Annotated in this window: 32 protein-coding genes and 1 pseudogene; 18 read left to right on the top strand and 15 right to left on the bottom strand. The window is 62.7% G+C overall.

The features are described from left to right. Nucleotides 1-40: 40 nt before the first annotated feature. Together LZ518_RS03370 and LZ518_RS03365 are read right to left on the bottom strand one after the other, a co-directional pair. Nucleotides 41-796 carry an alpha/beta fold hydrolase gene (locus LZ518_RS03370; RefSeq protein ID WP_249914624.1) on the bottom strand — a complete coding sequence of 252 codons (756 nt, stop codon included), beginning with the start codon at nucleotides 794-796 and terminating at the stop codon, nucleotides 41-43. Nucleotides 797-993: 197 nt separating this feature from the next. Next, the gene (locus tag LZ518_RS03365; protein ID WP_249914623.1) at nucleotides 994-2,754 is read right to left on the bottom strand and encodes a TIR domain-containing protein; all 1,761 of its coding nucleotides are present in this window, start codon (nucleotides 2,752-2,754) and stop codon (nucleotides 994-996) included. Nucleotides 2,755-3,046: 292 nt separating this feature from the next. Here LZ518_RS03365 and LZ518_RS03360 point away from each other — a divergent pair, with 292 nt between their 5' ends. Then, a complete protein-coding gene (locus LZ518_RS03360; RefSeq protein WP_249914622.1) occupies nucleotides 3,047-3,916 on the top strand; it encodes a bestrophin-like domain in 870 nt (289 codons plus the stop codon). Nucleotides 3,917-4,004: 88 nt separating this feature from the next. Here LZ518_RS03360 and LZ518_RS03355 read toward each other — a convergent pair whose 3' ends face one another. From LZ518_RS03355 to trmD, 4 genes are all read right to left on the bottom strand, one after another. Beyond that, the gene (locus tag LZ518_RS03355) at nucleotides 4,005-4,448 is read right to left on the bottom strand and encodes a GFA family protein (protein WP_249914621.1); all 444 of its coding nucleotides are present in this window, start codon (nucleotides 4,446-4,448) and stop codon (nucleotides 4,005-4,007) included. Nucleotides 4,449-4,548: 100 nt separating this feature from the next. Continuing rightward, a complete protein-coding gene (locus tag LZ518_RS03350) occupies nucleotides 4,549-5,583 on the bottom strand; it encodes an aspartate-semialdehyde dehydrogenase (protein WP_249914620.1) in 1,035 nt (344 codons plus the stop codon). A 131-nt stretch (nucleotides 5,584-5,714) separates the two neighbouring features. Continuing rightward, nucleotides 5,715-6,110: a 50S ribosomal protein L19 gene (gene rplS / locus LZ518_RS03345; protein WP_249914619.1), complete on the bottom strand. Its 396-nt coding sequence runs from the start codon at nucleotides 6,108-6,110 to the stop codon at nucleotides 5,715-5,717. A 13-nt stretch (nucleotides 6,111-6,123) separates the two neighbouring features. Next, nucleotides 6,124-6,858, bottom strand: coding sequence for a tRNA (guanosine(37)-N1)-methyltransferase TrmD (gene trmD, locus LZ518_RS03340; protein ID WP_249914618.1), 735 nt, complete (start codon nucleotides 6,856-6,858; stop codon nucleotides 6,124-6,126). 57 nt (nucleotides 6,859-6,915) lie between these two features. Between trmD and LZ518_RS03335 the strand changes: the two genes are divergently transcribed. Beyond that, a complete protein-coding gene (locus LZ518_RS03335; protein ID WP_249914617.1) occupies nucleotides 6,916-7,833 on the top strand; it encodes an NAD(P)/FAD-dependent oxidoreductase in 918 nt (305 codons plus the stop codon). 71 nt (nucleotides 7,834-7,904) lie between these two features. On the opposite strand, the gene rimM is transcribed toward LZ518_RS03335, so the two are convergent. The 3 genes and pseudogenes from rimM to ffh all read right to left on the bottom strand — a co-directional run bounded on the left by rimM (nucleotide 7,905) and on the right by ffh (nucleotide 10,756). Further along, on the bottom strand, nucleotides 7,905-8,387 hold the full coding sequence (gene rimM, locus LZ518_RS03330; protein ID WP_249914616.1) for a ribosome maturation factor RimM: 483 nt from the start codon (nucleotides 8,385-8,387) through the stop codon (nucleotides 7,905-7,907). Between the two features lie 428 nt (nucleotides 8,388-8,815). Then, nucleotides 8,816-9,274: pseudogene (rpsP, locus tag LZ518_RS03325) on the bottom strand (30S ribosomal protein S16); the annotation flags it as partial. 27 nt (nucleotides 9,275-9,301) lie between these two features. Further along, entirely contained in the window at nucleotides 9,302-10,756 is a 1,455-nt protein-coding gene (gene ffh / locus LZ518_RS03320; protein WP_249914615.1) for a signal recognition particle protein, read from the bottom strand. A 346-nt stretch (nucleotides 10,757-11,102) separates the two neighbouring features. Here ffh and LZ518_RS03315 point away from each other — a divergent pair, with 346 nt between their 5' ends. After that, a complete protein-coding gene (locus LZ518_RS03315; RefSeq protein ID WP_249914614.1) occupies nucleotides 11,103-11,366 on the top strand; it encodes a DUF2501 domain-containing protein in 264 nt (87 codons plus the stop codon). Here the strand turns inward: LZ518_RS03315 and LZ518_RS03310 are convergent. Then, a complete protein-coding gene (locus LZ518_RS03310; protein ID WP_249914613.1) occupies nucleotides 11,363-11,914 on the bottom strand; it encodes a DUF924 family protein in 552 nt (183 codons plus the stop codon). The two genes, LZ518_RS03315 and LZ518_RS03310, sit on opposite strands and share 4 nt — an antisense overlap. Before the next feature lie 82 nt (nucleotides 11,915-11,996). After that, nucleotides 11,997-12,419: a hypothetical protein gene (locus LZ518_RS03305; RefSeq protein WP_249914612.1), complete on the bottom strand. Its 423-nt coding sequence runs from the start codon at nucleotides 12,417-12,419 to the stop codon at nucleotides 11,997-11,999. 141 nt (nucleotides 12,420-12,560) lie between these two features. Here LZ518_RS03305 and dapF point away from each other — a divergent pair, with 141 nt between their 5' ends. Genes dapF through LZ518_RS03275 form a run of 6 tightly spaced genes read left to right on the top strand, consistent with a single transcriptional unit; the run spans nucleotide 12,561 to nucleotide 17,835 of the window. Next, nucleotides 12,561-13,361 (top strand): diaminopimelate epimerase, encoded by an 801-nt coding sequence (dapF, locus tag LZ518_RS03300; RefSeq protein ID WP_249914611.1) that lies wholly within the window; start codon nucleotides 12,561-12,563, stop codon nucleotides 13,359-13,361. Further along, on the top strand, nucleotides 13,361-14,614 hold the full coding sequence (locus LZ518_RS03295) for a MiaB/RimO family radical SAM methylthiotransferase (RefSeq protein WP_249914610.1): 1,254 nt from the start codon (nucleotides 13,361-13,363) through the stop codon (nucleotides 14,612-14,614). The genes dapF and LZ518_RS03295 overlap by 1 nt, the downstream gene beginning before the upstream one ends. Then, nucleotides 14,611-15,525, top strand: coding sequence for a signal recognition particle-docking protein FtsY (ftsY, locus tag LZ518_RS03290; RefSeq protein ID WP_249914609.1), 915 nt, complete (start codon nucleotides 14,611-14,613; stop codon nucleotides 15,523-15,525). Before LZ518_RS03295 ends, ftsY begins: the two co-directional genes overlap by 4 nt. Beyond that, entirely contained in the window at nucleotides 15,522-16,145 is a 624-nt protein-coding gene (locus tag LZ518_RS03285) for a septation protein A (protein ID WP_249914608.1), read from the top strand. The genes ftsY and LZ518_RS03285 overlap by 4 nt, the downstream gene beginning before the upstream one ends. Beyond that, on the top strand, nucleotides 16,142-17,077 hold the full coding sequence (locus LZ518_RS03280) for an ABC transporter ATP-binding protein (protein WP_249914607.1): 936 nt from the start codon (nucleotides 16,142-16,144) through the stop codon (nucleotides 17,075-17,077). Before LZ518_RS03285 ends, LZ518_RS03280 begins: the two co-directional genes overlap by 4 nt. Further along, complete coding sequence (locus LZ518_RS03275) at nucleotides 17,074-17,835, top strand: ABC transporter permease (RefSeq protein WP_249914606.1); 762 nt, start codon at nucleotides 17,074-17,076, stop codon at nucleotides 17,833-17,835. Before LZ518_RS03280 ends, LZ518_RS03275 begins: the two co-directional genes overlap by 4 nt. Here the strand turns inward: LZ518_RS03275 and LZ518_RS03270 are convergent. Further along, a complete protein-coding gene (locus tag LZ518_RS03270; RefSeq protein WP_249914605.1) occupies nucleotides 17,807-18,454 on the bottom strand; it encodes a superoxide dismutase in 648 nt (215 codons plus the stop codon). The genes LZ518_RS03275 and LZ518_RS03270 overlap by 29 nt on opposite strands. Nucleotides 18,455-18,613: 159 nt before the next feature. Between LZ518_RS03270 and LZ518_RS03265 the strand changes: the two genes are divergently transcribed. After that, on the top strand, nucleotides 18,614-19,183 hold the full coding sequence (locus tag LZ518_RS03265; RefSeq protein ID WP_249916486.1) for a urate hydroxylase PuuD: 570 nt from the start codon (nucleotides 18,614-18,616) through the stop codon (nucleotides 19,181-19,183). Nucleotides 19,184-19,206: 23 nt separating this feature from the next. Here the strand turns inward: LZ518_RS03265 and LZ518_RS03260 are convergent, their stop codons facing one another. Further along, complete coding sequence (locus tag LZ518_RS03260) at nucleotides 19,207-19,758, bottom strand: tetratricopeptide repeat protein (protein WP_249914604.1); 552 nt, start codon at nucleotides 19,756-19,758, stop codon at nucleotides 19,207-19,209. A gap of 57 nt (nucleotides 19,759-19,815) precedes the next feature. Continuing rightward, on the bottom strand, nucleotides 19,816-20,862 hold the full coding sequence (pspF, locus tag LZ518_RS03255; protein ID WP_249914603.1) for a phage shock protein operon transcriptional activator: 1,047 nt from the start codon (nucleotides 20,860-20,862) through the stop codon (nucleotides 19,816-19,818). A gap of 157 nt (nucleotides 20,863-21,019) precedes the next feature. Between pspF and pspA the strand changes: the two genes are divergently transcribed. The 8 genes from pspA to LZ518_RS03215 are packed head-to-tail and all read left to right on the top strand — an operon-like array spanning nucleotide 21,020 to nucleotide 24,150. Further along, nucleotides 21,020-21,688, top strand: coding sequence for a phage shock protein PspA (gene pspA / locus LZ518_RS03250; RefSeq protein ID WP_249914602.1), 669 nt, complete (start codon nucleotides 21,020-21,022; stop codon nucleotides 21,686-21,688). Continuing rightward, entirely contained in the window at nucleotides 21,689-21,964 is a 276-nt protein-coding gene (gene pspB, locus LZ518_RS03245; protein WP_249914601.1) for an envelope stress response membrane protein PspB, read from the top strand. It begins immediately after the preceding gene. Next, nucleotides 21,961-22,350 carry an envelope stress response membrane protein PspC gene (pspC, locus tag LZ518_RS03240; RefSeq protein WP_249914600.1) on the top strand — a complete coding sequence of 130 codons (390 nt, stop codon included), beginning with the start codon at nucleotides 21,961-21,963 and terminating at the stop codon, nucleotides 22,348-22,350. Before pspB ends, pspC begins: the two co-directional genes overlap by 4 nt. 24 nt (nucleotides 22,351-22,374) lie before the next feature. After that, complete coding sequence (locus tag LZ518_RS03235) at nucleotides 22,375-22,719, top strand: hypothetical protein (protein WP_249914599.1); 345 nt, start codon at nucleotides 22,375-22,377, stop codon at nucleotides 22,717-22,719. After that, on the top strand, nucleotides 22,716-23,000 hold the full coding sequence (locus LZ518_RS03230; RefSeq protein WP_431358208.1) for a hypothetical protein: 285 nt from the start codon (nucleotides 22,716-22,718) through the stop codon (nucleotides 22,998-23,000). Before LZ518_RS03235 ends, LZ518_RS03230 begins: the two co-directional genes overlap by 4 nt. Continuing rightward, nucleotides 22,997-23,242, top strand: coding sequence for a hypothetical protein (locus LZ518_RS03225; protein WP_249914598.1), 246 nt, complete (start codon nucleotides 22,997-22,999; stop codon nucleotides 23,240-23,242). The genes LZ518_RS03230 and LZ518_RS03225 overlap by 4 nt, the downstream gene beginning before the upstream one ends. A gap of 39 nt (nucleotides 23,243-23,281) precedes the next feature. Next, a complete protein-coding gene (locus LZ518_RS03220; RefSeq protein ID WP_249914597.1) occupies nucleotides 23,282-23,701 on the top strand; it encodes a SufE family protein in 420 nt (139 codons plus the stop codon). Further along, the gene (locus LZ518_RS03215; RefSeq protein ID WP_249914596.1) at nucleotides 23,698-24,150 is read left to right on the top strand and encodes a PaaI family thioesterase; all 453 of its coding nucleotides are present in this window, start codon (nucleotides 23,698-23,700) and stop codon (nucleotides 24,148-24,150) included. The genes LZ518_RS03220 and LZ518_RS03215 overlap by 4 nt, the downstream gene beginning before the upstream one ends. Before the next feature lie 37 nt (nucleotides 24,151-24,187). Here LZ518_RS03215 and LZ518_RS03210 read toward each other — a convergent pair whose 3' ends face one another. Then, entirely contained in the window at nucleotides 24,188-24,727 is a 540-nt protein-coding gene (locus tag LZ518_RS03210) for a J domain-containing protein (protein ID WP_249914595.1), read from the bottom strand. Nucleotides 24,728-24,766 lie beyond the last annotated feature (39 nt).

Genomic DNA, 24,766 nt, shown 5'->3' with positions numbered 1-24,766 from the left:
GAACCTGCCTGCCCCCTTCGTCAAGGGCTCTTTGCCGGCGTCAAGCGGACAGAAAGCGCGCGATCGCTTCGCCGAACTCGGGCTTGGTAATGCTGGTCATATGCGTCCCCGGCGTTTCGCGGAAGGTCGCATGGGGCAGCACATTGGCCAGCTCTTCCGCCGAGCCATTGTCGTCGTCCTCGTCGCCGCACACCACCAGGGTGGGCATGGTGAAGGCCTGCAGCCAGTCGATGAAGGCATCCTCGAAACTGTCGAGCAAGTGAGCGGCCGCGACCCGATCGACTTTCTGGCTCTTCATGAACTGGATCGACAGCCAGTGCGGATCGCCGCGCTGGACGCTGTCGAACTTGTCGATCGCCTCGACGAAGAAATTCTTGCGGCGCTCCCAGTTGCGGAGGCCTTCAAGACCGGCGCCCCCGAGGATCGCCCGGCGCGGCCGCATCCCCTCGCCGACCGCCTCGACTATGGTCCGTGACCCAAGCGAAAAGCCGCCAAGATCGAAATCGGTAAGCCCGAGCCGCGCCACCAGTTCGCGCAAATCGCGGGCCAGGATGCCCTTTGGATAATGCTCCGCTCCGTGGGGCTTGGCGCTGAGCCCATGCGCGCGATGATCGGGCATGATCACCCGGAAACCCTCCGCCGCGATACGACCCGCGGTTCCGAACTTGATCCAGTTCATCCCGGCGTCGGAATAGAGGCCATGGAGCAGGATCACCGGCCTGCCCTGCCCCAACTCGCGCCAAGCCAGCTCGACGCCGTCGGACGCGGTCCAATGATGGATGGTGACTTCAGTCATGCCGCCTCAAAAGTCACGAACGTCGCACCCACTGCGCGCGTACCCGCGAGAAACTTCACAAATGTTCACGGTGACCATGGGTTGCTGGAAATGCTCCCGAAGCCTGAAATAAGCCGTATCTGACATATTCCGGGCGCATGTCAGCCGAAGTCCTATTTTGCAATGTCCACTATGGGTGGAAAGCAGCCAGCGGTGCTTCAGCCATTGATGGAGCTCGGCAATCCTACTCGATCGCTGGCAGCGGCGAGCATCTGTTGAAACCGGGGATCATCACGTAGCGGGTCGAGGTTGCGGTCCGCTAACGCCAGGCTGATCAAGTTTCTGCCTGCCTTCGCAAACGCGGGCTCGAGCAGATCGAGCGCAGCCTCCTTGTCCTGAAAGAATGCGATCAGCGGCCACGCCAGATTGTATCGCATGTAGAGATTGTCAGGATCGAGCAGCATTGCGCGGTCGACATACTCGCGGGCGCGATCCAACTGGCCGAGCGCTGCGTAGCTTAGAGCGACAAATGCCAGCGCGGCGCCATTATCGGGATCGCGCACCAGCACCTGTTCGATCAATGGGACCATTTTTTCCGCGCTCGCGCGCACGAGTTGATGGTCGCCCCGAGCAAGATAGGCAGCAGTCAACATTCCCAAGCTATGGAAATCGGAGTCGGCCAGCTCCGTGGCTTTCCTCAACAGGCCTATCGCCTCATCAAGCTTGCCCCGCCGGTAGAAGATGCGGGCAGCCTCCTTATTCGCTTCCCAGCAATCGGGGTTGAGGCGGAGCGCCGTTTCGATTTCCGCATCCGCCTCATCATGCTGTCCGCGGAGTGCCAAATGCCAGGCCCGCGGCAGGTGCGCCTCGGCAATGGATGGATCAAGTGAGAGCGCTCGTTCGGCCGCTACCAGGCCATCGTCCATCCCCTCATTGCCGCTGTAAGCGTAGAAAAGATTGGCCTGCGCGAGGCCCATCAGCGCTAGTGCCTGAGGGTAATCCGGATCGATCTCGAGGGCTCGTTTGGTCAGGCGAATAACACGATCCTCGCGGCGTCGATCCCCGAAGTCGCCCGTGATCCAATATTTCCGCGCCATCAAATAGAGGTTGTACGCGTCGACGTTCAAGGTTCCGCGCTGCTCGATCGCGGTTCTTTCTTCAGGCAAGAGCTTCAGTCTGAGCGCGGCAACAATCGCTTTTGAAATCTCGTCTTGAATCGCGAAAATGTCGGTCAGATCGCGATCGTAACGCTCGGCCCAAACGTGGCTTCCGCTCTTCCCGTCGATCAGCTGGGCCGTAATCCTGACTCGCCCCGCAGCCTTGCGAACGCTGCCCTCCAGCACGTGGCTGACGCCAAGCTTGCGCGCGATCTCACAGACGTCGACGGCCTGTCCCTTGAAGGTGAATGCCGTATTGCGCGCAATTACGGTCAGTGCGGAAATCTTGGAAAGATCGGTCGTGATATCCTCGGATATCCCGTCGCTGAAATACTCCTGTTCCGCATCGCCGCTCATGTTTGCGAACGGCAGGACGCACACGCTGCGTTCGCCTTGGGAGGGCCCCGCGGCGAAATCGTCCGGCCGAACACTGCTTCCCGCCAGTTCGGTCACACTCGCCAGGACTTTTCGCCAGCCCGCACTTTCTGTTTCGCCCTTCCACTTGCTCAAATCCGCGCATTGAACCTGATTGAACGGCATTGGAGGGGTGGTTTGGTCGAGCGTTGCCTGGATGAGTGTGCCCAAACTTCGAGCGGCGTCGGCCTCGGCACGCACCCATTGCGACGTCGCGGACCTGGCCGACCAGAGCACGACAACAGCCTTGGCGTCCTTGAGCCGTTCCTCAATCACCTGGGCATAGGGGCGGTGGGCAGGCAACTCGTCGTCACGCCAAACAGTATACCCGTCGGCTCGAAGAGATTCTGCAACTCGCTCGGCTAGAAGCTCGTCGGGCCGCGCATAAGAGACAAAAACGTCAGCCATTGGCCCCCTTCTCGCGCTGACTATCAGGAGTCCGGCGACAAGTCATCGCGAGCCGTCGATCCAATTCGCGGCGGTGGCCGATATGGGTGGAAAGCGGTCATTGATTTAGTTCACTTGACGTCAGTGGCTATTAATCGTCGTCGAACTGACGCAAATCTGGCCGTAAGGACTCGATGGAGATCGCAGCCGCCATCACAAGCGTGGTCGAGCGGTCGCCGCAGGGAGCCGGACTTTGTTCGGTGGGCCATCGCAAGTATCGTCGTGGGCGCCAGCTGACGAAGGAGTGGAATCGATGGAGGGCGGATTCCCATCCGATTGGTTGTCCGACCTTTCTATTGTCGTGATTGGGATCGGCACCCTTGCCGTGATGCTCATTGCGGCGGGGGCAGGTCACCAAATACGCAAGATTCAGGAACGGCGCTCTCCGAAGAAAGTGCGCGAGTCCGGGGAGTCGGTCGCGCAGGAGGGATACCTGCTCGCGAGCATGCTCGGCTTGCTTGGTCTGCTTCTGGCCTTCAGTTTCGGCATGGTGTTGAACCGGTACGAAGCGCGGCGTGAGCTAGTGACCAGCGAAGCTAATGCAATTGGCACGGCATACCTGCGTGCCCAGTTGCTCGATGAGCCGCATCGTTCGCGTCTCAGCCAGCTGTTAGTAGCCTACACTAGCAACCGCATCGACCTGGCGAATGCAGGTGGCGACAGCCGCGCGCTTCTCGCAAGGAACGACCAACTCCTCACCGATATCTGGGCCGCCGTCCGCGCTTCGCGCGAATCCGCGCTCGCCCACGGCGTCACAACTGCGCTGTTGATGTCCTACAATGAAGTGATTGATCTCGACACCGAACGCAAAGTCGCCTGGGACCTGCGTGTGCCGGTCGAGGTCGGTGCCCTGTTGATCGTCTATATTGCGGTGATGGCGGCGGTCGTTGGCCACCAAGTGGATGGCCCGCGCGGCAGAAGGGCAGCAATTGTCTTTTTCATTGCTGCTGCGCTTTCGATCACTGTCATGACGGACCTCAACCGGCCGATGTCGGGACACGCTCGGGAGTCACAAAAGGCAATGCTGATGCTCCTGCAATCGCTGCGCGCGCAACCGCCGCAGATGTTCGATCGGTTCAACGCTGGTCCGAAAGGGCCGTCGGGCCAGGAGGCAGGCCTGTAAGGCGTGTTTCGCTCCTCAACAATGGCTTTAGGGGCGCTCGTAATAATGACCGCAATGGGTGGAAGGCGGCCACTGGTGGCCGGTCGCCTTATCCCGGGAATTCACCGGTTGCAGTAACCCATTTGTCGACCAGCTTTTGATATTCTTCGGTGCGATATTCTGGCAGGCCTTCGGTATTGATCCACCCGCGATGCATGCTCTCCGCGCCGAAATGATGCTTGGGCTTGAACGGTGACGGATCGTCGAATGCGGCGACGGTCAGGTCCATCTTGTCGGCGTCCTGCCTGAACAGGAAACCGAGCGAAGCGCCGCAGGTCGCGCAGAATGGGCGCGTCGCAATCGGCGAGCTGTCGTACCAGTCCGGCTCGCCGTCCCAGCGAATCTCGTCCAGCTGGGCATTGACGAACGCGATCGAGATGGAGCCGGTTGCCTTCTGGCACATGCGGCAATGGCAGAGATAAGCCTCGGTGGGTTCGACGCTGGCTTCGAACCTCACCTTCCCGCAGGCACAGCCGCCGGTCATGGATCGCATGGAAAGTTTCCTCCGTCATTGCGAGCGTAGCGAAGCAATCCAACGCCGCAACTGGATTGCCGCGTCCCCCGGACCAAGTCCGGGGTCCTCGCAATGACGATCAGGCCGCCTTCTGCAAATGGCGGCGGCCGAGCAGTTCGGCGATCTGCACCGCGTTCAGCGCGGCACCCTTGCGCAGGTTGTCGCTGACCACCCACATCGATAGGCCATATTCGACCGTCGGATCGTCGCGCACCCGGCTGACGTAGGTGGCATATTCGCCGACGCATTCCACCGGCGTGACGTAACCGCCGTCCTCGCGCTTATCGACCAGCATCACGCCCGGCGCCTCGCGCAGGATCGCCTGTGCCTGCTCGGCGCTCAGCTCCTCCTCGAACTCGACATTGATCGCCTCGGAATGGCCGACGAACACCGGAACCCGGACGCAGGTCGCTGTGACCTTGATCGATGGGTCGAGGATCTTCTTGGTCTCGACCACCATCTTCCATTCTTCCTTGGTCGAACCATCGTCGAGGAAGCTGTCGATGTGGGGGATGACGTTGAAGGCGATCTGCTTGGTGAATTTCATCGGCGAATTGGCATCGCCGACGAAAATGTTGCGGCTCTGCTCGAACAGCTCGTCCATTCCCGCCTTCCCGGCGCCCGAAACCGACTGGTAAGTGGCGACCACCACCCGCTTGATCCGCGCAACGTCATGCAGCGGCTTCAAGGCCACGACCATCTGCGCGGTCGAGCAATTGGGATTGGCGATGATGTTCTTGGCGCGATAGCCGGCGATCGCTTCCGGGTTCACTTCCGGCACGATCAGCGGCACGTCCGGATCCATCCGGTAGAGCGAGCTATTGTCGATGACGGTGCAGCCGGCCTCGGCCGCACGGGGCGCGTGCAGCCTGGACACTTCGGAGCCCGCGGCGAACAGGGCGATGTCAAAGCTTCCGAAATCGAAATGATCGATGTTCTGAACCTTGAGCTCCTTACCGCTGTCGCCGAAATCGATGATGTCGCCGGTCGATCGCGGACTTGCGACGGCTGCCACTTCGGCCAGCGGGAATTGCCGCTCCGCGAGGATGTTGAGGATCTCGCGTCCGACATTGCCGGTCGCTCCAACCACTGCAACCCGATAGCCCGATGACATTAATCAAATTCCTTCTGGGCGAAACGGCCCCTCTTGGCGAAACGACCCCTCTTGGCGAAACGACAACGGCCGGACCCTCCATGTGAGAAGGCCCGGCCGATAATCAAGCGCTTTGATGGCGCTTCGAAAGCTTAGCCTTCCTTGGTCTCCGTGCCCTTGGCAGGGCGCGTATCGCGGCGCTCGGCAATACGTGCCGACTTGCCGCGGCGGCCGCGGAGATAATAGAGCTTGGCGCGGCGCACGGCACCGCGGCGCACGACCTCGATCGAATCGATGATCGGCGAATAGAGCGGGAAGACGCGCTCGACGCCCTCGCCGAACGAAATCTTGCGGACGGTGAAGTTCGAATTCACGCCCTTGTTGGCGCGGGCGATGCACACGCCCTCGTACATCTGGACGCGGCTGCGGTCGCCTTCGACGACCTTCACACCGACGCGCAGCGTATCGCCGGGACGGAATTCGGGGATGTTCTTGCCCTCGCTGAGCGCGGCAACCGTCTCCGCCTCGAGCATCTGAATCAGGTTCATTGCTTTAACAGCCTTATTCTTCTCGCTGCGCGCCAGAGGGCGGTGCCTCCCGAGCACCCCCATGGCGCTCGATCAGGTCCGGCCGCCGTAGCCGTGTATCGTCGATCGCGCGCTGCTTTCGCCACGCCGCGATCTTCGCATGATCCCCCGATCGCAACACTTCGGGGATCGTGCGCCCTTCCCAATCAACGGGGCGGGTATAGTGCGGATATTCCAGGAGCCCTTCTTCGAAGCTCTCCTCCTCTCCGCTGGAGGCCGCGCCCATTATCCCGGGAAGCAGCCGAACGCAAGCGTCTAGCAGCACCATCGCGCCAACCTCGCCGCCCGAAAGGACATAGTCGCCGATCGACACCGGTTCGACCTTGCGCGCTTCGAAGATGCGTTCGTCAAATCCTTCGAACCGGCCGCACAGGACGATCGCGCCCTCTCCGCCCGCCAGCTCACGCACCTTTGCCTGCGTTAGAGGCGCGCCGCGCGGGGTCATCGCCAGCATCGGCCGAGGCTTAGGGTCTTCGGCGGCAACCGCATCCAGCGCGGCGGCCAATACATCGACCCGCAGCACCATGCCCGCTCCGCCGCCGGCCGGCGTGTCGTCGACCGTGCGATGCCTGTCGATGGCGTGATCGCGGATGTTGCGCGCCTCGAGGCTCCACAGCCCCTCCGCCAGCCCCCGGCCGGCCAGGCTGGTGCCGAGCGGCCCGGGGAACATCTCCGGGTAGAGTGTCAGCACGGTGGCACGGAACGTCATGGCGCTTGGGTCCTAGCCCAGCGGGAACTTGTGCGGAAGGCTCGGCATTGGGTCCCGATGGACGACAAACCTCTCGACTGCCTGGTCATCGGTGGCGGCCCGGCCGGGCTGACCGCGGCGATCTATCTCGCCCGCTTCCATCTGAACGCACTGGTCGTGGACGGCGGCAAGGGCCGCGCGGCGACCATCCCCTGCACCCGCAATCATGCCGGCTATCCTGACGGAATCTCGGGTGCCGAGCTGATCGAGCTGATGAAGGAACAGGCCCAAAAATATGGCGCGAAGATTGTCGATGGAACGGTGACGAGGCTCGAACATGTGGATCCGCTGTTCGAGGCCGAATGGGGCTCGGGGAAGGTCAGGTCGCGCTCGGTATTGCTCGCCACGGGAGTGACCAATCGCCGCCCGCCGATGGACGAGGACCTGCATGACGAAGCGCTGACGCGTGGACAAATCCGCTACTGCCCCATCTGCGACGGCTACGAGGTGACCGACAAGAAGGTCGGCGTGCTCGGCAGCGGTCACCATGGCGTTGCCGAAGCAGTGTTCCTGCGCGGCTATACCGCCGATGTAACACTGATCGCGCCGCACAAGGCGCTCGACGTGTCCGATGTCGATCGACTGGCGCTGGAAAAAGCCGGGATCGAGACTGTCGACGGACCCGCGGAGGCAGTGGCGATCGGCAAGGATTGCATCACGGTCGACACCGCGGATGGCCATTTCACCTTCGACAGCATTTATCCCGCGCTGGGCAGCGACGTTCACGGCCAATTGGCGAAAATGGTCGGCGCGCGGATGGGCGACGACGGCTGCGTCGGCGTCGACAGCCATATGCGGACCAGCGTCGAGGGCGTTTATGCGGCGGGTGACCTGGTGATCGGCCTCGACCAGATCAGCAGCGCCATGGGCCAGGGCGGCATTGCGGCAACCGCCATCCGCAACGATCTGGCGAAAGAGCAGCCGTTGCTCAGATAATTGTCATTGCGAGGAGCCGAAGGTGACGCGGCAATCCAAGCTGGATTGCTTCGCTCCGCTCGCAATGACGGTTAGGCCAGGAATTCCGGGTCGAGGACGATTTTCTCGCCCTCTAGCCGTGCAATCGGATCGCGGAACGGGATTAGCGAGCGCTTGTTGTTGGGCCGCTCGACCTCCAGCAAGTCGCCAGCGCCGAAATTCTCGACTGCGACGACGGTACCGACCGATTGGCCGGTTTCATCGACGCACGGGAGACCGACCAGGTCGGCATGATAATATTCGCCCTCTTCGAGCGGGGGCAGCAGGTCGCGGTCGATTTCGACCAGTGAGCCGCGCAACGCTTCGGCGGCGGTACGGTCGGAAATGCCCTCGAATCGGGCGATGGCGGTCTTGCCGCCGTCCTTGATGTCCTTGAGCGCCAGCTCGCGCCCGCCGACATGGAAGCGCTGATGGCGAGCGAGGCTGTCGACGCTGTCCGCGAACAGCTTGAGCCTCAGCTCGCCCTTCACCCCATGAGCCCCGGCGACCGCAGCCAGCGCCACGCGGCGGGTCATAGTTCCTCCCCACGCCATCGTGGGGAGGGGAACCAGCGAAGCTGGTGGAGGGGTGGCTGGCGCGACGTCCCTACCCCACCACCACCCTGCGGGTGGTTCCCCTCCCCGAGCTTGCTCGGGGAGGAATTCATTTACTCGGCCTTCTGCTCGGCCTCGTCAGCCGCACCCTCGGCCGGGTCCTGCGCGCTTTCACCGGTGACGGCGTCGGCTTCGTCGCCGGCATCGCTGTTCGGGGTCGCTTCATTGGCCTCGTCAGCGGCCGGAGCTTCTTCCGTTGCTTCGGCAGCAGGAGCCTCTTCAGCAGCAGCTTCTTCAGCGGCCGGAACTTCGGCCTCAACCGCCGGAGTTTCCTCGGCAACTTCCTCGGCGACGGCTTCCGCCTCGACAGTCGGCTCTTCGGTCGCGGCCTCAACCTCGGCGGCGATCATCGCTTCGGCAGTTTCCGCAGCTGACGCTTCCTGATCGGAAGCTGCTTCGGAAACTTCCTGCTTCTCCTCGACGGCCTCTTCAACCGGAGCGGCAGCGGCGGCGTTCTTCGCCTCTTCGGCCTCAACCAGCTTGTTCGCCTTTTCCTCGGCGCGCTCCTTGGCCTTTTCGCCCGGCTCCGCCTTCTGCGGATTGTTGCGCGGGGCACGCTCACGGATGCCGGCGGCATCGAGGAAGCGCATCACGCGGTCAGACGGCTGCGCGCCGACCGACAGCCAATGCGAAATACGCTCGACGTCGAGCTTCACGCGCTCCGGCGAATCCTTCGCCAGCAGCGGGTTGTAGGTACCGACCTTCTCGATGAAGCGGCCGTCACGCGCATTGCGGCTGTCGGCCACGACAACGCGATAGTAAGGGCGCTTCTTGGAGCCACCACGGGCCAGGCGAATTGCAACTGCCATATCTTTAGTCCTTCTAGTAAACTACTGTTATTTCTTTGAAAACTTATCGAAACCGGGCGGGAGGTTGAACGGAGAACTGCCGCCGGGAAGACCGGGCAGCCCGCCGGGGAGCTCGCCGCCGGGAGCAATCCCGGCCAGCGCCTTTTCCATTCCCCCACCGGAAAACATGGACGCGAGCTTGCCGAAGCCGCCGAGCTTCTTCAGCCGCTTCATCGCGTTGGACATCTCAAGGTGCATCTTGAGCAGCTTGTTGACCTCCTGGACGGTGGTCCCGCTGCCCTTGGCGATCCGAATCTTCCGCTTGGCGTTGATGATGTCGGGCCGCGACCGCTCCTTGGCGGTCATCGAGCTCATCATCGCTTCGAGCCGAACCAGCGCCTTGTCGTCGATGTTCGCCGCGCCCTTCATGCCCTTCATTCCGGGGAGCATGTTGGCCAGCGCGCCGAGCCCGCCCATCCGCTTCATCTGCTGGATCTGCATGGCAAGGTCGTCGAGGTCGAACTTGCCCTTTTCCATCTTGCGGGCGAGCGCCTCGGCATCCTCGATCTTGACCGTCTCGGCGGCCCGTTCGACGAGGCTGACGACGTCGCCCATGCCGAGGATCCGGCCGGCAACGCGGTTGGGGTGAAAGGCTTCGAGTGCGTCAATCGCTTCGCCCGTGCCGGCAAACTTGATCGGCTTCCCCGTCACCGCGCGCATCGACAGCGCCGCGCCGCCACGGGCGTCGCCGTCCATCCGGGTCAGGATCACGCCGCTGAGGTCGACTTCGCCGGCAAAACCCTTGGCGACATTGACCGCGTCCTGGCCGGTCAGGCTGTCGACCACCAGCAGGGTCTCGACCGGGTTGGAGGCGGTCGCAACCGCCTTCATCTCGGCCATCAGCTGGTCATCGACGTGAAGGCGGCCCGCCGTGTCGAGCAGCAATATGTCGTAGCCCTGGAGTTTCGCCGACTGCAGCGCGCGCTCGGTGATCTGCACCGGGGTCTGGCCGACGACGATCGGCAGCGTGTCGACATTGGCCTGGCGGCCGAGAATGGCCAGCTGCTCTTGCGCGGCCGGGCGGGCAACGTCGAGCGAGGCCATCAGCACCCGCTTCCGCTCACGCTCGGACAGCCGCTTGGCCAGCTTGGCAGTGGTCGTCGTCTTGCCCGAGCCCTGCAGGCCGACCATCATGATTACGGCCGGTGGATTGACGTCGAGGTGGAGCTCGGCAGTCTCCGATCCAAGCATCTCGACCAGCGCATCGTTGACGATCTTGACGACCATCTGGCCGGGCGTGACCGACCGGATCACCTCCTGGCCGACCGCGCGTTCGGTCACCTTGTCGACGAAATCGCGAGCGACCGGCAGGGCGACATCGGCTTCGAGCAGCGCGACGCGCACCTCGCGCATCGCCGAGCGAACGTCGTCCTCCGACAGCGCTCCGCGGCCGCGGAGCTTGTCGAATACGCCGGACAGGCGATCGCTCAGGCTATCGAACATCCAAAACTCCTCAAATCGAGAAGTCACAAAGCAAACAACGCCGGCGGGCGAAACCTCGCCGGCCAGCGTGTCCCGAGGGACTCCATCGATGTCATGTCCGTTAAGACGGGGCGGCCCCTACGGTAGGGACCCGCAAAGGTCAAGGTTGGTTGGGTCCGTCTTTCAGGATTCGTCCCGATATCTCACTGCCATGGCCGCTGTTAGCCGAGCTGCGGAGAAACCTATGGCAAACCGCACCGCAGCACCCGCGCTAATAGCCCTTTTGACCTGTGCCGTTTCGGCGGCGATCGGCCAAGGGCTTCCATCGTTTCCGGGCACAAACTCGCTGATGAAAGGCGTCCCGAACATGTCTTCGATCAGCCCGGGCAATGCGGCGGGAGTGCTTGGATATTGCGTACAGAACAAGGTTCTGAGCGGCGGCACTGCCAATTCGGCCCTGGGCGGCCTGATGAAGAAGCCCGGGATCACGTCGTCGAGCGGCTATTCCGCCGGCAAGGCCGGCAACATCATTACCGGCCAGGGCCAGAAATTTTCGCTGAACCAGGTTCCGAGCCAGGTGAAATCGCAGGCCTGTAACGCTGTGCTGAAGCAAGCGCCGAAGCTGCTCTAGAAAGTTTCGCCGCGCTCGATCGCTTCCCGCTCCTCGGGTGTTGAGACCCGGCCGAGCGCCTGGTTGCGTCCGGGGAAGCGACCGAAACGCCTGATCTGGTCGCGGTGGGCAAGCGCATATTTGTAATTGAGCGCATCGCGGCCCTGGAACTCTGCCACCGCCCGCTCCTGGTCCTCGATGCTCTCGCTGTGCTGCAGCGGCATCAGGAAGAAAGTCGGCAACGGCCTGGACAGCCTGTCGACCCAGCCCTTGTCGAGCGCCTCCTTGCACAGCTCCAGCGCCAGGCTGTCCGCTTCGAACGCCCTGGCCTTGCCCCGGAACATGTTGCGGCTGAACTGGTCGAGCAGGATAATCGCCGCGACCATCGTTTCCGGCGTGTCGCGCCAGCCCGCTGCCTTGGATCGGAGCACTTCATCGCGAACCTTGCCGAACCGCTCGGCAATGTGCCGGTCGACGCTCGCATCCTTCTTGAAATGTTGCTCCTCGGTCAGCTCGTCGCACCAGAAATGGATGACGGCTTGGGCGAGGTCGACAGGGGAAGTGGTCATCGCCTTTCCTTCGTCATTCCCGCGAAAGCGGGAACCTAGCAAAAACAAAGAAACTGGGTTCCCGCTTTCGCGGGAAAGACGACTAAGGCTTGGGCTTTCTCGGTCCGCCGGGACGGCCGCCGCCGGGACGACCACCGCCCGGTTTGCCACCCGGACCACCCGGCCCTCTCCGCCCAGGTCCCTGGCGGAAATCGCGGCGGTCGGCCGGTGTACGGCGGTCGCGCTCCGGCACCCGGTCCATCGGCCGCGATTGCTGGATCGCCTGCTTGGGCCCGACCGCATAGCCTTCCTTCAAAAGCTGGGTGAAAGCCGCGCGGACGCTCTGTGCAATCGAATCCTGTACCGCTTTGGGCAGGTCGGCAAAGGTAGTGTTGCGGTGCACGCTCTGCAGGTCGCGCAGCATGTTGTTTGGGACGCCGGCCGACGCGGCCTTCATCGCTTCCAGCGCATCGATCACCGCGGACAGCAGGACGGATTGCATGACATCGGATGCGGCTCGTTGCATTCAGATTCTCCTCGGTTCGTCATTGCGAGGAGCGCAGCGACGAAGCAATCCAGAAATAAGCGCAAAGCTGGATTGCTTCGCTCCGCTCGCAATGACGCTGCGAGGTGGACACTCTGACTACTCGTCCCTAATTCGGCGCGCGTGACGCGGCAATTCCACAAGATGCACGGGCTTGGAAACGACTTTGTCGTGATCGATGCGCGTGAACAGCCGGTGACGATGACTCCCGCGCTGGCCAAGGCGCTGGCCGACCGTCACCTCGGCATCGGCTGCGACCAGTTGATCCTGCTGGAACCCAGCACCACCGCCGATGTGAAGATGCGCATCTGGAATCATGACGGCGGCGAAGTGGAAAGCTGCGGCAATGCATCGCGCTGCGTAGTCGCCCTGACCGGCGCCAAGAGCCTGGAGACCGGCGGCGGCAAGGTAGAGGGTGGGACATTCGGAGCCGAAGTCGAGGTCAGCCTGCCCCCGCCCCACTTCGCGTGGGACGAGGTTCCGCTCACCTATCCGATGGACACCGCCCGGCTGCCGCTGGCCTGGGGGCCGCTCGAACATCCGATGGCGCTAAGCGTCGGCAATCCGCACCTGGTATTTTTCGTCGACGATGAGCGGACGATAGAACTCACCAGCCTTGGCCCGTCAATCGAGCATGACCCAGCCTTTCCCGAGCGGATCAACGTCAATGTCGCCAGCGTGCGTGACGGCGACATTCACCTCCGCACGTGGGAGCGCGGCTCGGGGCTGACCCTGGCGTGCGGCACCGGTGCCTGCGCCACCGCAGTCGCGGCGATCGCGCAGAAGAAAACCAATTCGCCGGTCAAGGTGCATATGCGAGGCGGTGTGCTGACCGTGACCTGGGCGCCGGGCGATCCGATCCGCATGCGCGGAACGGCAACGCATGTTTTCACCGGCGAAATCGACCTGGCGGCCTTCGCCTGATGACGGGGCGGACGATCACCCTCGGTTGCCGGCTCAATTTCGCCGAGAGCGAGGCGATGCGTGGCTTTGCCGGCGACGATGCGATCATCGTCAACAGCTGCGCGGTGACCAATGAAGCGGTCCGGCAGACGCGCCAGGCGATCCGCCGCGCCCATCGCGACGCGCCCGAGAAGCGCATCATCGTCACCGGCTGCGCCGCCCAGCTCGATCCGGCAAGCTTCGCGGCAATGCCCGAAGTGAGCCGGGTCGTGGGGAATGCCGAGAAGTATAAGGCGGAGTCTTTCCTATTCCCGTTCGTGTCGAGCGAAGTCGAGACACGCCCCTCGACGTCGCTCGGGGCGAACGGCGAGGGTAAGATTCTGATGACTGACGTCATGACTGCACCGGCGCCGCCGGTCGCGGCTGGCTTCCTGGCGCGGGTACGGAGTTTCGTCGCAGTCCAGACCGGCTGCGACCATCGCTGCACCTTCTGTTCGATATGGCAGGCTCGTGGGGCGAGCCGGTCGCTTCCGTACGAGGCAGTGCGCGATGCCGTGACACGGGAGCTCGAGGCTGGCGCGATGGAAATCGTCCTGACCGGCGTCGACATCACCAGCTATGCAGGGGGACTTGGTCCGCTTTGCCAGAGGCTTCTGACCGATTTGCCGAAACTGAAGCGCCTGCGCCTGTCGTCGCTCGACAGCATCGAGATTGACGATGCGCTGATGGAGCTGGTGGCGGGCGAACCCCGGCTCCTCCCCCATTTTCATCTGTCGCTGCAAGCTGGCGACGATCTGATCCTCAAGCGGATGAAGCGACGTCACAGCCGCGCGCAGGCGGTGGCAACGGTCGAGCGGCTAAAGTCGGCTCGGGGCGATGTCACCATCGGCGCCGACTTGATTGCCGGCTTCCCGACCGAGAGCGAGGAAGCCGCTCTGAACTCGCTGAAGCTGCTCGACGATTGCGACATCGTCGCCGCTCATGTCTTCCCTTTTTCGCCCCGCCCGGACACGCCGGCGGCGAGAATGCCGCAGCTGGAGCGCGAACTGGTCAAGGCACGTGCGGCTCGGCTACGGCAGGCGGCGGAAGAGCGCCGCCTGCGCTGGCTGGTTGGCCTGGCCGGCGCTCGGCAGACGGTGCTGATCGAGAATAGCGAGAAGGGTCATAGCGACGGCTTCGCGCCGGTCCGCATCGCCGGATCGAAGCGCGGCGACCTTGGCACAGCCCGGATCGTTGGCCGCGATCACGACATTTTAATCGGGATTTTTGAATGAGTTGGCTCGAACGCCTGACAGGCGGTTTCAAGAAAACGGCGGACCGCCTGGGCGAGAATATTTCGGGCCTGGTCAAAGAACAGGCGCTCGACACGGCGACTCTCGACGATATCGAGGAGGCGCTGATCGCGTCCGACCTGGGCCCCGAGGCGTCGAAGCGGATCCGGGAAGGCATTGCCGCGCGTCGGTATGAGCAGCTGGACGAGCGCGGGCTTCGCACGATCCTGGCCGAGGAGATTGAGAAGATATTGGCGCCGGTGGCCAAGCCGCTCGAAATCTGGGGATTTCCTCGCCCGCACGTCATCCTGGTGATCGGCGTCAATGGCAGCGGCAAGACCACCACGATCGGCAAGCTCGGCCACCTGCTGAAGGAACAGGATTATGGCGTGCTGCTGGCAGCCGGCGACACATTCCGTGCCGCGGCGATCGAACAGCTCAAAATCTGGGGCGACCGGATCAATGCGCCGGTCATCTCCGGCAAGGAGGGCGGCGACGCGGCCGGGATCGTCTTCGACGGCGTCAAGCAAGCCACCGCGACCGGCATCGACGCACTGATCGTCGACACTGCCGGGCGGCTGCAGAACAAGGCGCATCTGATGGAAGAACTGTCCAAGGTCCGCCGCGTGCTGGGCCGCTTGAATCCGGAAGCGCCGCATGACGTGATCCTGGTGCTCGACGCGACCACCGGCCAGAACGCCCTGAACCAGATCGAGGTATTTGCGCGCGATGCCGGGGTGACCGGCCTTGTCATGACCAAGCTGGATGGTACTGCGCGCGGCGGCGTGCTGGTCGCGGCGGCTGAGAAATTTGGAATGCCGATCCATGCGATCGGGGTTGGTGAAGGAGTGGATGATTTGCGGCCATTCGATCCGCGCGCGGTGGCGCGCGCCATTGCGGGGCTACCGGCATGAGCGAAGTTCAACCTCGCGAGCCCGCCGGAGTCGCCCGGCTGGCGATCGATATCGGCCCGCTGCTGGTATTCTTCCTTGTCAATTTCTTTGCGCCGGTCGCCGGCCCGCTCAAGATCTTCGTGGCTACCGGCGCATTCATGGCGGCGATGGTCGCGGCGCTGTGCTTTGCCGCCATTCGATATCGTTACGTCTCGCCCCTGCTGCTGTTTTCGGCGGTGATGGTGGTGGTGCTCGGCGGCCTCACCATCTGGCTGCACAATGAGACATTCATCAAGATCAAGCCGACCATCTATTACGCCCTGGTCGCCGGCCTGCTCGCCTTCGGGCTGGCGACGAAGCGGCCGCTTTTGAAGCTGGTGCTCGGGAGCACCTATCCCGGGCTCGATGAGGAAGGCTGGCGCAAGCTGACCCGCAACTGGGCGATCTTCTTTGCATTGATGGCGGTGGTCAACGAAGCGGTGTGGCGCAACTCGACCACCGACTTCTGGATCGCGTTCAAGCTGTGGGGAGCAATTCCCGCAACCCTGCTCTTTGCCGTTGCCAACGTCCCCATGTTGATGCGCCACGGACTTGCCGCCGAGGACCAGGCCAAGCCAGCGGAACCGGGACCGATCGAATGAGCGAAGCGATCATCCGCATCGAGGGACTCAAAAAGGCCTATGCCAATGGCGTCGTGGCGCTGAAGGGCGTCGACCTCGATATCCGGCGCGGCGAGATACTCGCCCTGCTCGGGCCGAACGGCGCCGGCAAGACGACGCTGATCAACATCGTCTGCGGAATCGTCACGGCGACCGGCGGCGAAGTGCGGGTCGAGGGCCAGAATTGGCTGCAGGACTTCCGGCGCGTCCGAACCCGTATCGGCCTGGTGCCCCAGGAACTGACCACCGATGCGTTTGAAAGCGTTTGGGCCACGGTCAGCTTCTCTCGCGGCCTGTTCGGCAAGCCTCGGGACGACGGGAAAATCGAAGAGATCCTCAAGCGGCTCACCCTGTGGGACAAGCGCAAGTCGGAGATGCGCGAACTGTCCGGAGGAATGAAGCGCCGGGTGATGATCGCCAAGGCGCTGGCCCATGAACCCGACATATTGTTCCTCGACGAGCCGACCGCGGGCGTCGACGTCGAGCTGAGGCGTGACATGTGGGAATTGGTGCGCAAGCTTCGCGCCGACGGCACCACGATCATCCTTACGACCCACTATATCGAAGAGGCCGAGGAAATGGCCGACCGGGTCGGCGTGATCCGCAAGGGCGAACTGGTCGCGCTGGGCGACAAGAAAGCGCTGATGGCGCAGATGGGCCAGCGGACGCTCAAGATCACGCTCGACGATGAGCTAAAGGAAATCCCCGAAGGCCTCGCCGAATGGGGCCTGGCGCTCGAGGATGAGGGCCATGCGCTCTGTTATCGGTTCGACAGCCATGCCGACCACACGGGCATTCCCGGGCTGATGCGGCGACTGGACGAGCTCCACATCGGCTACAAGGACCTCGCCACGCACCAGTCGAGCCTCGAGGATATCTTCGTCAGCCTGGTCCATGAGGAAAAAGCGGCATGAATGTCCACGGCGTCAAGGCGATCTATCGCTTCGAAATGGCGCGCTGGGGCCGCACCCTGTGGCAGAGCCTCGTCACGCCGGTCATCACCACCGCGCTCTATTTTCTGGTGTTCGGCTCGGCGATCGGCAGCCGGATGAGCGACATGGCCGGAATTCCGTTCGGCAGCTTCATCGTACCCGGCCTCATCCTGCTGTCGGTGCTGACCCAGGCGCTGATGAACGCCAGCTTCGGCATTTTCTTCCCCAAGTTCACCGGCACCATCTACGAGATTTTGTCGGCTCCGCTGTCGCCGCTGGAAACCGTGACGGCTTACGTCGGCGCCGCGGCGACCAAGGCGGTGATCCTGGCGATCGTCACGCTCGCCACCGCCACTTTGTTTGTCGACGTATGGGTCGCCCATCCGCTGCTGATGCTGCTGTTCCTGGTCGCGATCGCGGTCGGATTCTGCCTGTTGGGTTTCGCGATCGGCATTTGGGCCAAGAATTTCGAGCAATTACAGGTAATTCCGCTGCTCGTGGTGACTCCCCTCACCTTCCTCGGCGGGGTCTTCTATTCGATCGGATCGATTGCCGAGCCATGGCGCACGGTCACGCTTTTGAACCCCGTACTTTATCTCGTGGCGGGCTATCGCTGGACCTTCTTCGGGGTCAGCGACGTGCCGCTATGGGCAAGCGTCGCGATGATGGCGGCGGTGATCCTCGTCCCGCTCGCGGCGATCATCTGGATCTTCAAGTCAGGTTATCGGCTGAAATCCTAGCGTTCTGATCTGCCCGGGATGTGCCCTGGCCGTCGAGGTTCTCCGCGACGAAATCCCAGCTGATAATGTGTTCGAGCACTGATTTCACATAGCGCGGCCGTTCGTTTCGGTAATCGATGTAGTAGGCGTGCTCCCACACATCGACGGTCAGAAGCGGGGTCATTCCATGGGCAACCGGGGTGTCCGCATCGTGGAGCGAGGTCACCTCCAGCTTGCCGTTGTTGAGCACCAGCCAGCCCCAACCGCTGGCGAAATGGTTGACGCTTTCTGCCGCAAGCTTGTCGAGCAAGGCCTGCTCGCCGCCGAAATCGGCGGCAATCATGTCGCGCAGCTTGCCCGACGGGCGGGTTGAGCCGGCCGGCGCCAGGCACTGCCAGAAGAAGCTGTGATTCCAGATCTGGGCGGAGTTGTTGAACAACTTCTTGTCGTGGCGCTCATGGGCGGCGCGGATCACCTCGACCAGCGATGCGCCTTCAAGGTCAGTGTCGCCGAGCAGCTCATTGACCTTGGTGACATAGGCCCGGTGGTGCTTGCCATGGTGATAGTCGAGCGTTTCGGCGGACATATGAGGCGCGAGGACCTGTGTGTCGAACGGCAGGTCAGGAAGGGTGAAAGCCATGATCGTCTCCCGGCAGACTCAAAGAGGAAGCCCCATCTCCCAACGCGGCTCAGCGCATCCTGCTCCCCAATCTGCCGTCAATATCTTGCCCCCTGGCCCTACACGGTCGTAACAGCAGCACATTGAAGCGGCGCAATCCGCCAACCCGAGGGGGAAATGATGGGGAAGATTCTCGAAAATCTGAACACGGTGCTGCTGATCGGCCTGGTACTCGCGATCGGCTTGATGATGGGCTTCCATGCCGATGCGATCACGGAATCCGTCGTGCTGCGCTGGCTGCACGTCTTCTTCGGCATCACCTGGATCGGCCTGCTCTATTATTTCAATTTCGTGCAGATCCCGACCATGCCCTCCATCCCCGCCGAGCTGAAGCCGGGCGTGTCCAAATATATCGCGCCCAAGGCACTGTTCTATTTCCGCTGGGCGGCGGCGATGACCATGCTGATCGGCCTGCTGTTGGCCTGGTCGAACGGCTATCTGGTCGAAGCCTTGACCTTCAAGCCCGGCTTCCAGTTGATCGGAACCGGCATGTGGCTGGGTCTGATCATGGGCTTCAACGTGTGGGGCGTGATCTGGCCGAACCAGAAGAAGGCCCTGGGCCTGGTTGAAGCGGACGATGCGACCAAGGCCAAGTCGGCGCGCGTTGCAATGCTGGCCAGCCGCACGAACACCTTGCTGTCGATCCCGATGCTTTACGCGATGGCCAGCTTCCAGTCGCTGCCGCGCTAAGCTTACGCGAACCAGTCCGCCGGCTAGGGCTGGCGGACCTGGTAGCGCGCCAACTCGATTGCCGGTTGCCGCCAATTGGGCTCGAGCGCCCTGGCGTGCTGGAGATCGTCATAGGCGGCCCGCAGATTGCCGCGCTCCTCATGGATCAGCCCACGAACGAAATAGGCAACCGCGGGACGGCGGGTCTTCAGGTCGATTGCCTTTTCGATCATCGGCATGGCTTCGGCGCTATGCCCATATTGGACAAGCATGACGGCCTTGTTGAGCCAGGCGTCAGGTTCCGCCGGATCTAGCGCCAGCGCACGGTCGAAATCGGCCGTCGCTTGGGGAACCGCCGCCTGGCGGAAATAGATAATCCCGCGATTGACATAGGTCGCCACCCGATCCTCCCGGGTCAGCGGCTCGTCGGCCAAAGCGCGGTTGCATGACTCAAGCGCGTCGCGGCCCAGGTTTTTCGCCTCCGCGGCAAGATAGCAGCTTCGGGCCATATTGCCGCCGACAACCAGGATGGACGCAGGAGCGGACGCGGCACTGCCCGCGAACAACAGCGCAATGGCGAGAGATAGTCTCATCATAGGACCTCCCGACTCCGTGAATCGGACACCCGCGACGACCTATAGCATGATTCAAGCCTAAGCGGGTGAGGATAGCGCCAGCTGGTGCCGCTTCATCGCATGCCGCAACTGGTCGTAGCTGAGCCCGAGAGCCGCCGCTGTCGACCGCTGGTTGTAGCGATGGCGGGCCAAGGCCTCTTCCAGCAGCGCTTTCTCATAAGCGTTAACCGCGCCGCGAAGATCGTCGGTGGTGGGCGCCGGCATCGCTGCCACGGACTCCGGCGGAGCCGCGGCGGGTTGTGCCGAATAGGCCGCAACCTCGACCGCGCCCGCCGGGTCGGGACTGAGCACCCAGGGCGATGCGAACGGATCGAACTGGATGGCGTCGATCTGCCGTTCCGGGTCTTCGGCCCGATAGACCGCCCGCTCGATCGCGTTGCGCAGTTCGCGAACGTTGCCGGGCCAGCCATAGGCTTCCATCTCGGCTACCGCCCGGTCCGAAAAGCCCGGCCAATTGGACCAGTCGAGCTCGACGGCCATGCGGCGGCCGAAATGTTCGGCAAGCAATGGAATGTCGCCCTTGCGGGCGCGGAGCGGCGGCAGCGTCACCACCTCGAACGACAGCCGGTCGAGCAAGTCGGCGCGGAACCGTCCCTGGTCGACCAGCTTCGGCAAATGCTCGTTGGTCGCCGCCACGATGCGGACGTCTACGGATATTGGCTTGGACGCGCCGATCCGGGTAATCTCGCCATATTCGACCGCGCGCAGCAGCCGGTCCTGAGCCGGTGACGACAAGGTCGCCAGCTCGTCCAGGAACAGCGTTCCGCCGTCCGCTTCCTCGAACCGCCCATGCCGGGTTTTTGCGGCGCCGGTAAAGCTCCCCGCTTCATGCCCAAACAACTCCGCCTCGATCAGATTTTCGGGCAAGGCGGCGCAGTTCATCGTCACCAGCGGGCCAGCCCAGCGCGAAGAAAGATGGTGCAGGCGCTCCGCAATCAGCTCCTTGCCCGTCCCGCGCTCCCCGATTACGAGGACGGGTCGATTGAGCGGCGCGGCACGGCTTGCCCGCTCGACCGCGTCGAGGAAGGCCAGGCTTTGACCGACGAACTGATTGGCCCGTTCCATGCGCCAACATGTGGTGGTAAATCCCACCATGTGGCAAGATGTTTCGCGCAATTTTCTGCCAATTTCTATCCATTTTGGCAGAATTTTAGGTGAACTTTAGTTTTGGCACATTGCCTGCATAGCGAATTTCGACAGGGCTTGTCGTTGGAGTGACTTGATGGGCATTTTTTCCCGGACACGGGATATCTTCGCAGCCAATTTTACCGAGCTGCTCGATCGGGCCGAGGATCCGGCGCGCATGATCCGCATGATCATCCTCGAAATGGAAGAGACTTTGGTCGAGGTTCGCGCTTCGGCGGCGCGGTGCATTGCCGACCGCAAGGAGATGGATCGCGCGCTGCTCCGGCTCAACCAGCTTCAGGCAAGCTGGACCGAGAAAGCCGAGCTGGCACTTTCGAAGGATCGGGAGGATTTGGCCAAGCAGGCGCTGATCGAGCGGCAGAAGGCGGCCGACATGGCGGAGGGCCTGGAGCTTGAGCTCAAGTCGATCGAAGACACGCTGAAGGGCTACGAGGCCGACATCGCCAAGTTGCAGGGCAAGCTGCGCGAAGCCCGTGCTCGCCAGAATGCCATCGCTACCCGGATCGAAAGCGCCGTGACACGCGCACGGGCAAGTGAAGTCCTGCATGGCAACCGGACCGAAGATGCATTTTCGCGCTTCGATCAGCTGGAACGGCGCGCGGATTTCGCCGAGGGCCGGGCCGATGCACTGGGAATGACCGGGCCGAAGAGCCTGGAAGAGGAAATTGCCGAGCTTCGCGCGACCGACAAGGTGGATGCCGAATTGGAAGCGATGAAGGCGGCCATGAAGGCCAAGGGGGCGTAAGTGGAAGAAATTATTCCGGTAATTGCAATTGTCACCCTGTTCATTGGACTACCCTGGCTGGTCTTCCACTACATCACCAAATGGAAGACGGCGGCGACTCTGACCGGTTCGGACGAAAAGCTGCTGGACGAGCTGCATGACGCCGCGCGGCGGCTTGACGACCGGCTGAACACGATCGAGCGGATTATGACCGCTGAAAACCCGAGCTGGCGTCAGAATGTCCTGCCGGAAGCCGACCGCCAACGCCTGTTGACCGACGAGGATTCAGTACGATGAGCACGCAGCCTCCGAGCCGCACCAAATTCTATCTCGACAAGCGCGGTGGCAAGTTCATGGGCGTCTGTTCGGGAATTGCCGACTATACCGGGCTCGATATCACCCTCGTCCGGATTATGTTCGTCAGCGCGGTGTTCATGAGTGGCGGAAGCGTCCTGCCACTCTACTTCATCGCCGGCTTCATCGCGGACGACAAGCCGAGCGAGCTGGTGCTTGAGGATAACGAGCATCAGCAATTCTGGCAGGGCGTCAGGCAGTCCCCGCGGCGCAGTGCCCGCGACATCCGCAGCCGGATGCGCGACATCGACCGCCGCCTGGCCGACATTGAAAGCTATGTAACGACCGAAAACCGCAGCCTTGCCCACGAAATCGAACAGCTGCGCTGATCAATTACTCTACTGGGGAACATCATGGATCCTGAGACTGTGCTTTGGTTCGACCGGGCCACCGAGCTGTTGCCCTATCTGATTGCAATTCTGGGGATCAGTATCGGCGGGTGGGTCATGAACACCTGGCTGCGCATCAAACATGGCTATCCGCTAGACGGAGCCTGGGGCCAGGCGATCCATCCGCATACCGACAAGGAATCGCGGGAACGGATCAAGCTGCTCACCTCCGAGAACGCTCAGCTGCGGGCCGAGCTTGGATCGGTCAAGGATCGGCTTGAGACGATCGAGCGGATCGTTACCGACCAGCCGCTTCGGCTCGCCAAGGAAATCGACCAGCTGGCAATCGACAAGGGAGGTCACGCATGATGGGTCCCGGCGAAGTGATGATTGCCCTGATCGTCATCGGCTTGCCGACGATCATGCTGTTCTACGGATTTCACCGGTTCTTCCGGTTTCGTGAAAAGCAGCTTGAAGTCGATGCCATGCTGACCGCCGAAAAGGCCGCGCAATATGCGGCATCGAACGCGGAGCTTGAAGCGCGGGTCAGAGTGCTTGAAAAGATCGTCACGGACGGCGGAATCGAAACCGCCGCGCAAATCGAGGCGCTGCGCACGCCGCGCCTCGGCAATGGAGACAAGGTCCAGTGAATCCTTTTGAAATGGTCGCGGTCATCGTGGTCGCGGTGATGATCGCTTCGGTACTGCGCGCCAAATATGGCCATCGCCATCGGGGCGACGGCTCGGCGATCTCGGCGGAAGACAAGGCGGAAACCCTCCGGCTTCGAGACGAGGTCAAGCAGCTCAAGGAACGAATTAACGTGCTTGAGCGGATCGCGGTCGAGAAGGAAGACACGCTGACTCGCCAGATTGACGAGTTGCGCGACCGCTGAGGCTAGCGAAGGCGGGTACCACCGCCTAAGTGGCCAACAATGACCGCCCTCCCTGCCCTGTCCGATCTTGCCGGCGAATATGAGTTTCTCGACAGTGAGGACCGCTACCGGCTGCTGATCGAGCTAGGCCGCAAGCTGGAGCCGATGCCCGACGCGCTCAAGACCGATGCAACCAAGGTGCGCGGCTGTTCCTCGTCCACCTGGGTTTATCCAACCCGCCTGCCCGACGGCCGGCTTCACTTCCTTGCAGACAGCAATGCCGCCATTACCAAGGGCGTCGTGGCGCTGATCCTCTCGGCTGTACAGGACAGGCAGCCCGACGAAGTCGCCGCAATGGACGTCAGGGCGCTGCTGGAGCCGTTCAACCTCACCCGCGAATTGTCGTCCAATCGCACGCAGGGCGTTCCCAATATGATCGCACTGGTGCGCGAGACCGCCGCCCGGCTGGCTGCGGCATGAGCGAGACGCCGGAAAGCGACGCTGCCAAGCGCGAAGCGTTCGACCCCAAACGCTTTTTCGAGATTGTCCGCACCCTGGGCCATGGCCGGGCACTTGCGCTCGAGTATCGCAATTCCGCGGACAACTGGATCGAGCTCGCCTTGCCGTGGCGCGAGGAGCTGGTGGGGATTCCGGACCAGGGCATATTGGCGTCGGGTGCAATCGTCAGCCTTCTCGACACGTGCGGCGGCGCGTCGGTGTGGATGGCGCTCGGCCATTTCCAGCCGCTCGTCACGATCGACCTGCGCCTCGATTACCTCCGCCCCTCCCTGAAGGGAGAAACGGTGATCGCGCGCTGCGAATGCTACAAGCTGACCCGGCAGGTCGCCTTCATCCGCGGCACTGCCCATGGCGGCGATCCGGGCCGGCCGATCGCCCAGGCCACCGGAACCTTCATGCTGAACCCTTAAAGCTTGGTCCCGGACTTCCGAGAGCGGTGCTCGGCCGTCAAGCCGGACGGCCTGTGCGCCGCTCTTCAGCTTTGCGAAGGACTTCATAGGCCGCCTGAACCGCATGGAACCGCTTGGCCGCTTCCTTGTCGCCCTTGTGCCGATCGGGATGATGTTCCTTGGCGAGCCGGCGATAGCTGGCCTTGACCGCTTTGAAGTCGGCGTCGGCCTCCAGTTCGAGCATATCCAGCGCGCGCATTTCATCGCGGGTGCGGGTGCCATCGCCGGGACCGGCCCATTGATAGTGGGCGCTCTTGCGATAGGCGTTGGCGCCGCTTTCTTCCTCGGCCGCACGCTTGGCGGCTTCCTCGGCGGAAAGGCCGGCGAAGTAATTCCAATTCTTGTTGTATTCGGCCGCATGCGCCTCGCAGAACATCCAGCGCTCTGGGCTGTTAGGCGCCTTGGGCGCGGGCCGGTCGCCCGGCTCGTTGCAGCCCTCGCGATCGCACAGGCGCACCCGGGTCGCGGCACGACTTTTGGCGCCATAGGGGCGCCAGCGGGGAAATCCCCAGTCGTCGGATCGGGTCGGCTTGGCCATCACTTCCTTCACTAGACACAGTCTGCCGTCATTGCGAGC

The sequence above is a fragment of the Sphingomonas brevis genome (genome assembly GCF_023516505.1).
Classification (GTDB): domain Bacteria; phylum Pseudomonadota; class Alphaproteobacteria; order Sphingomonadales; family Sphingomonadaceae; genus Sphingomicrobium; species Sphingomicrobium breve.
The sequence above is the reverse complement of the archived record's forward strand: the minus strand, read 5'-3'. Positions and strand labels throughout refer to the sequence as shown.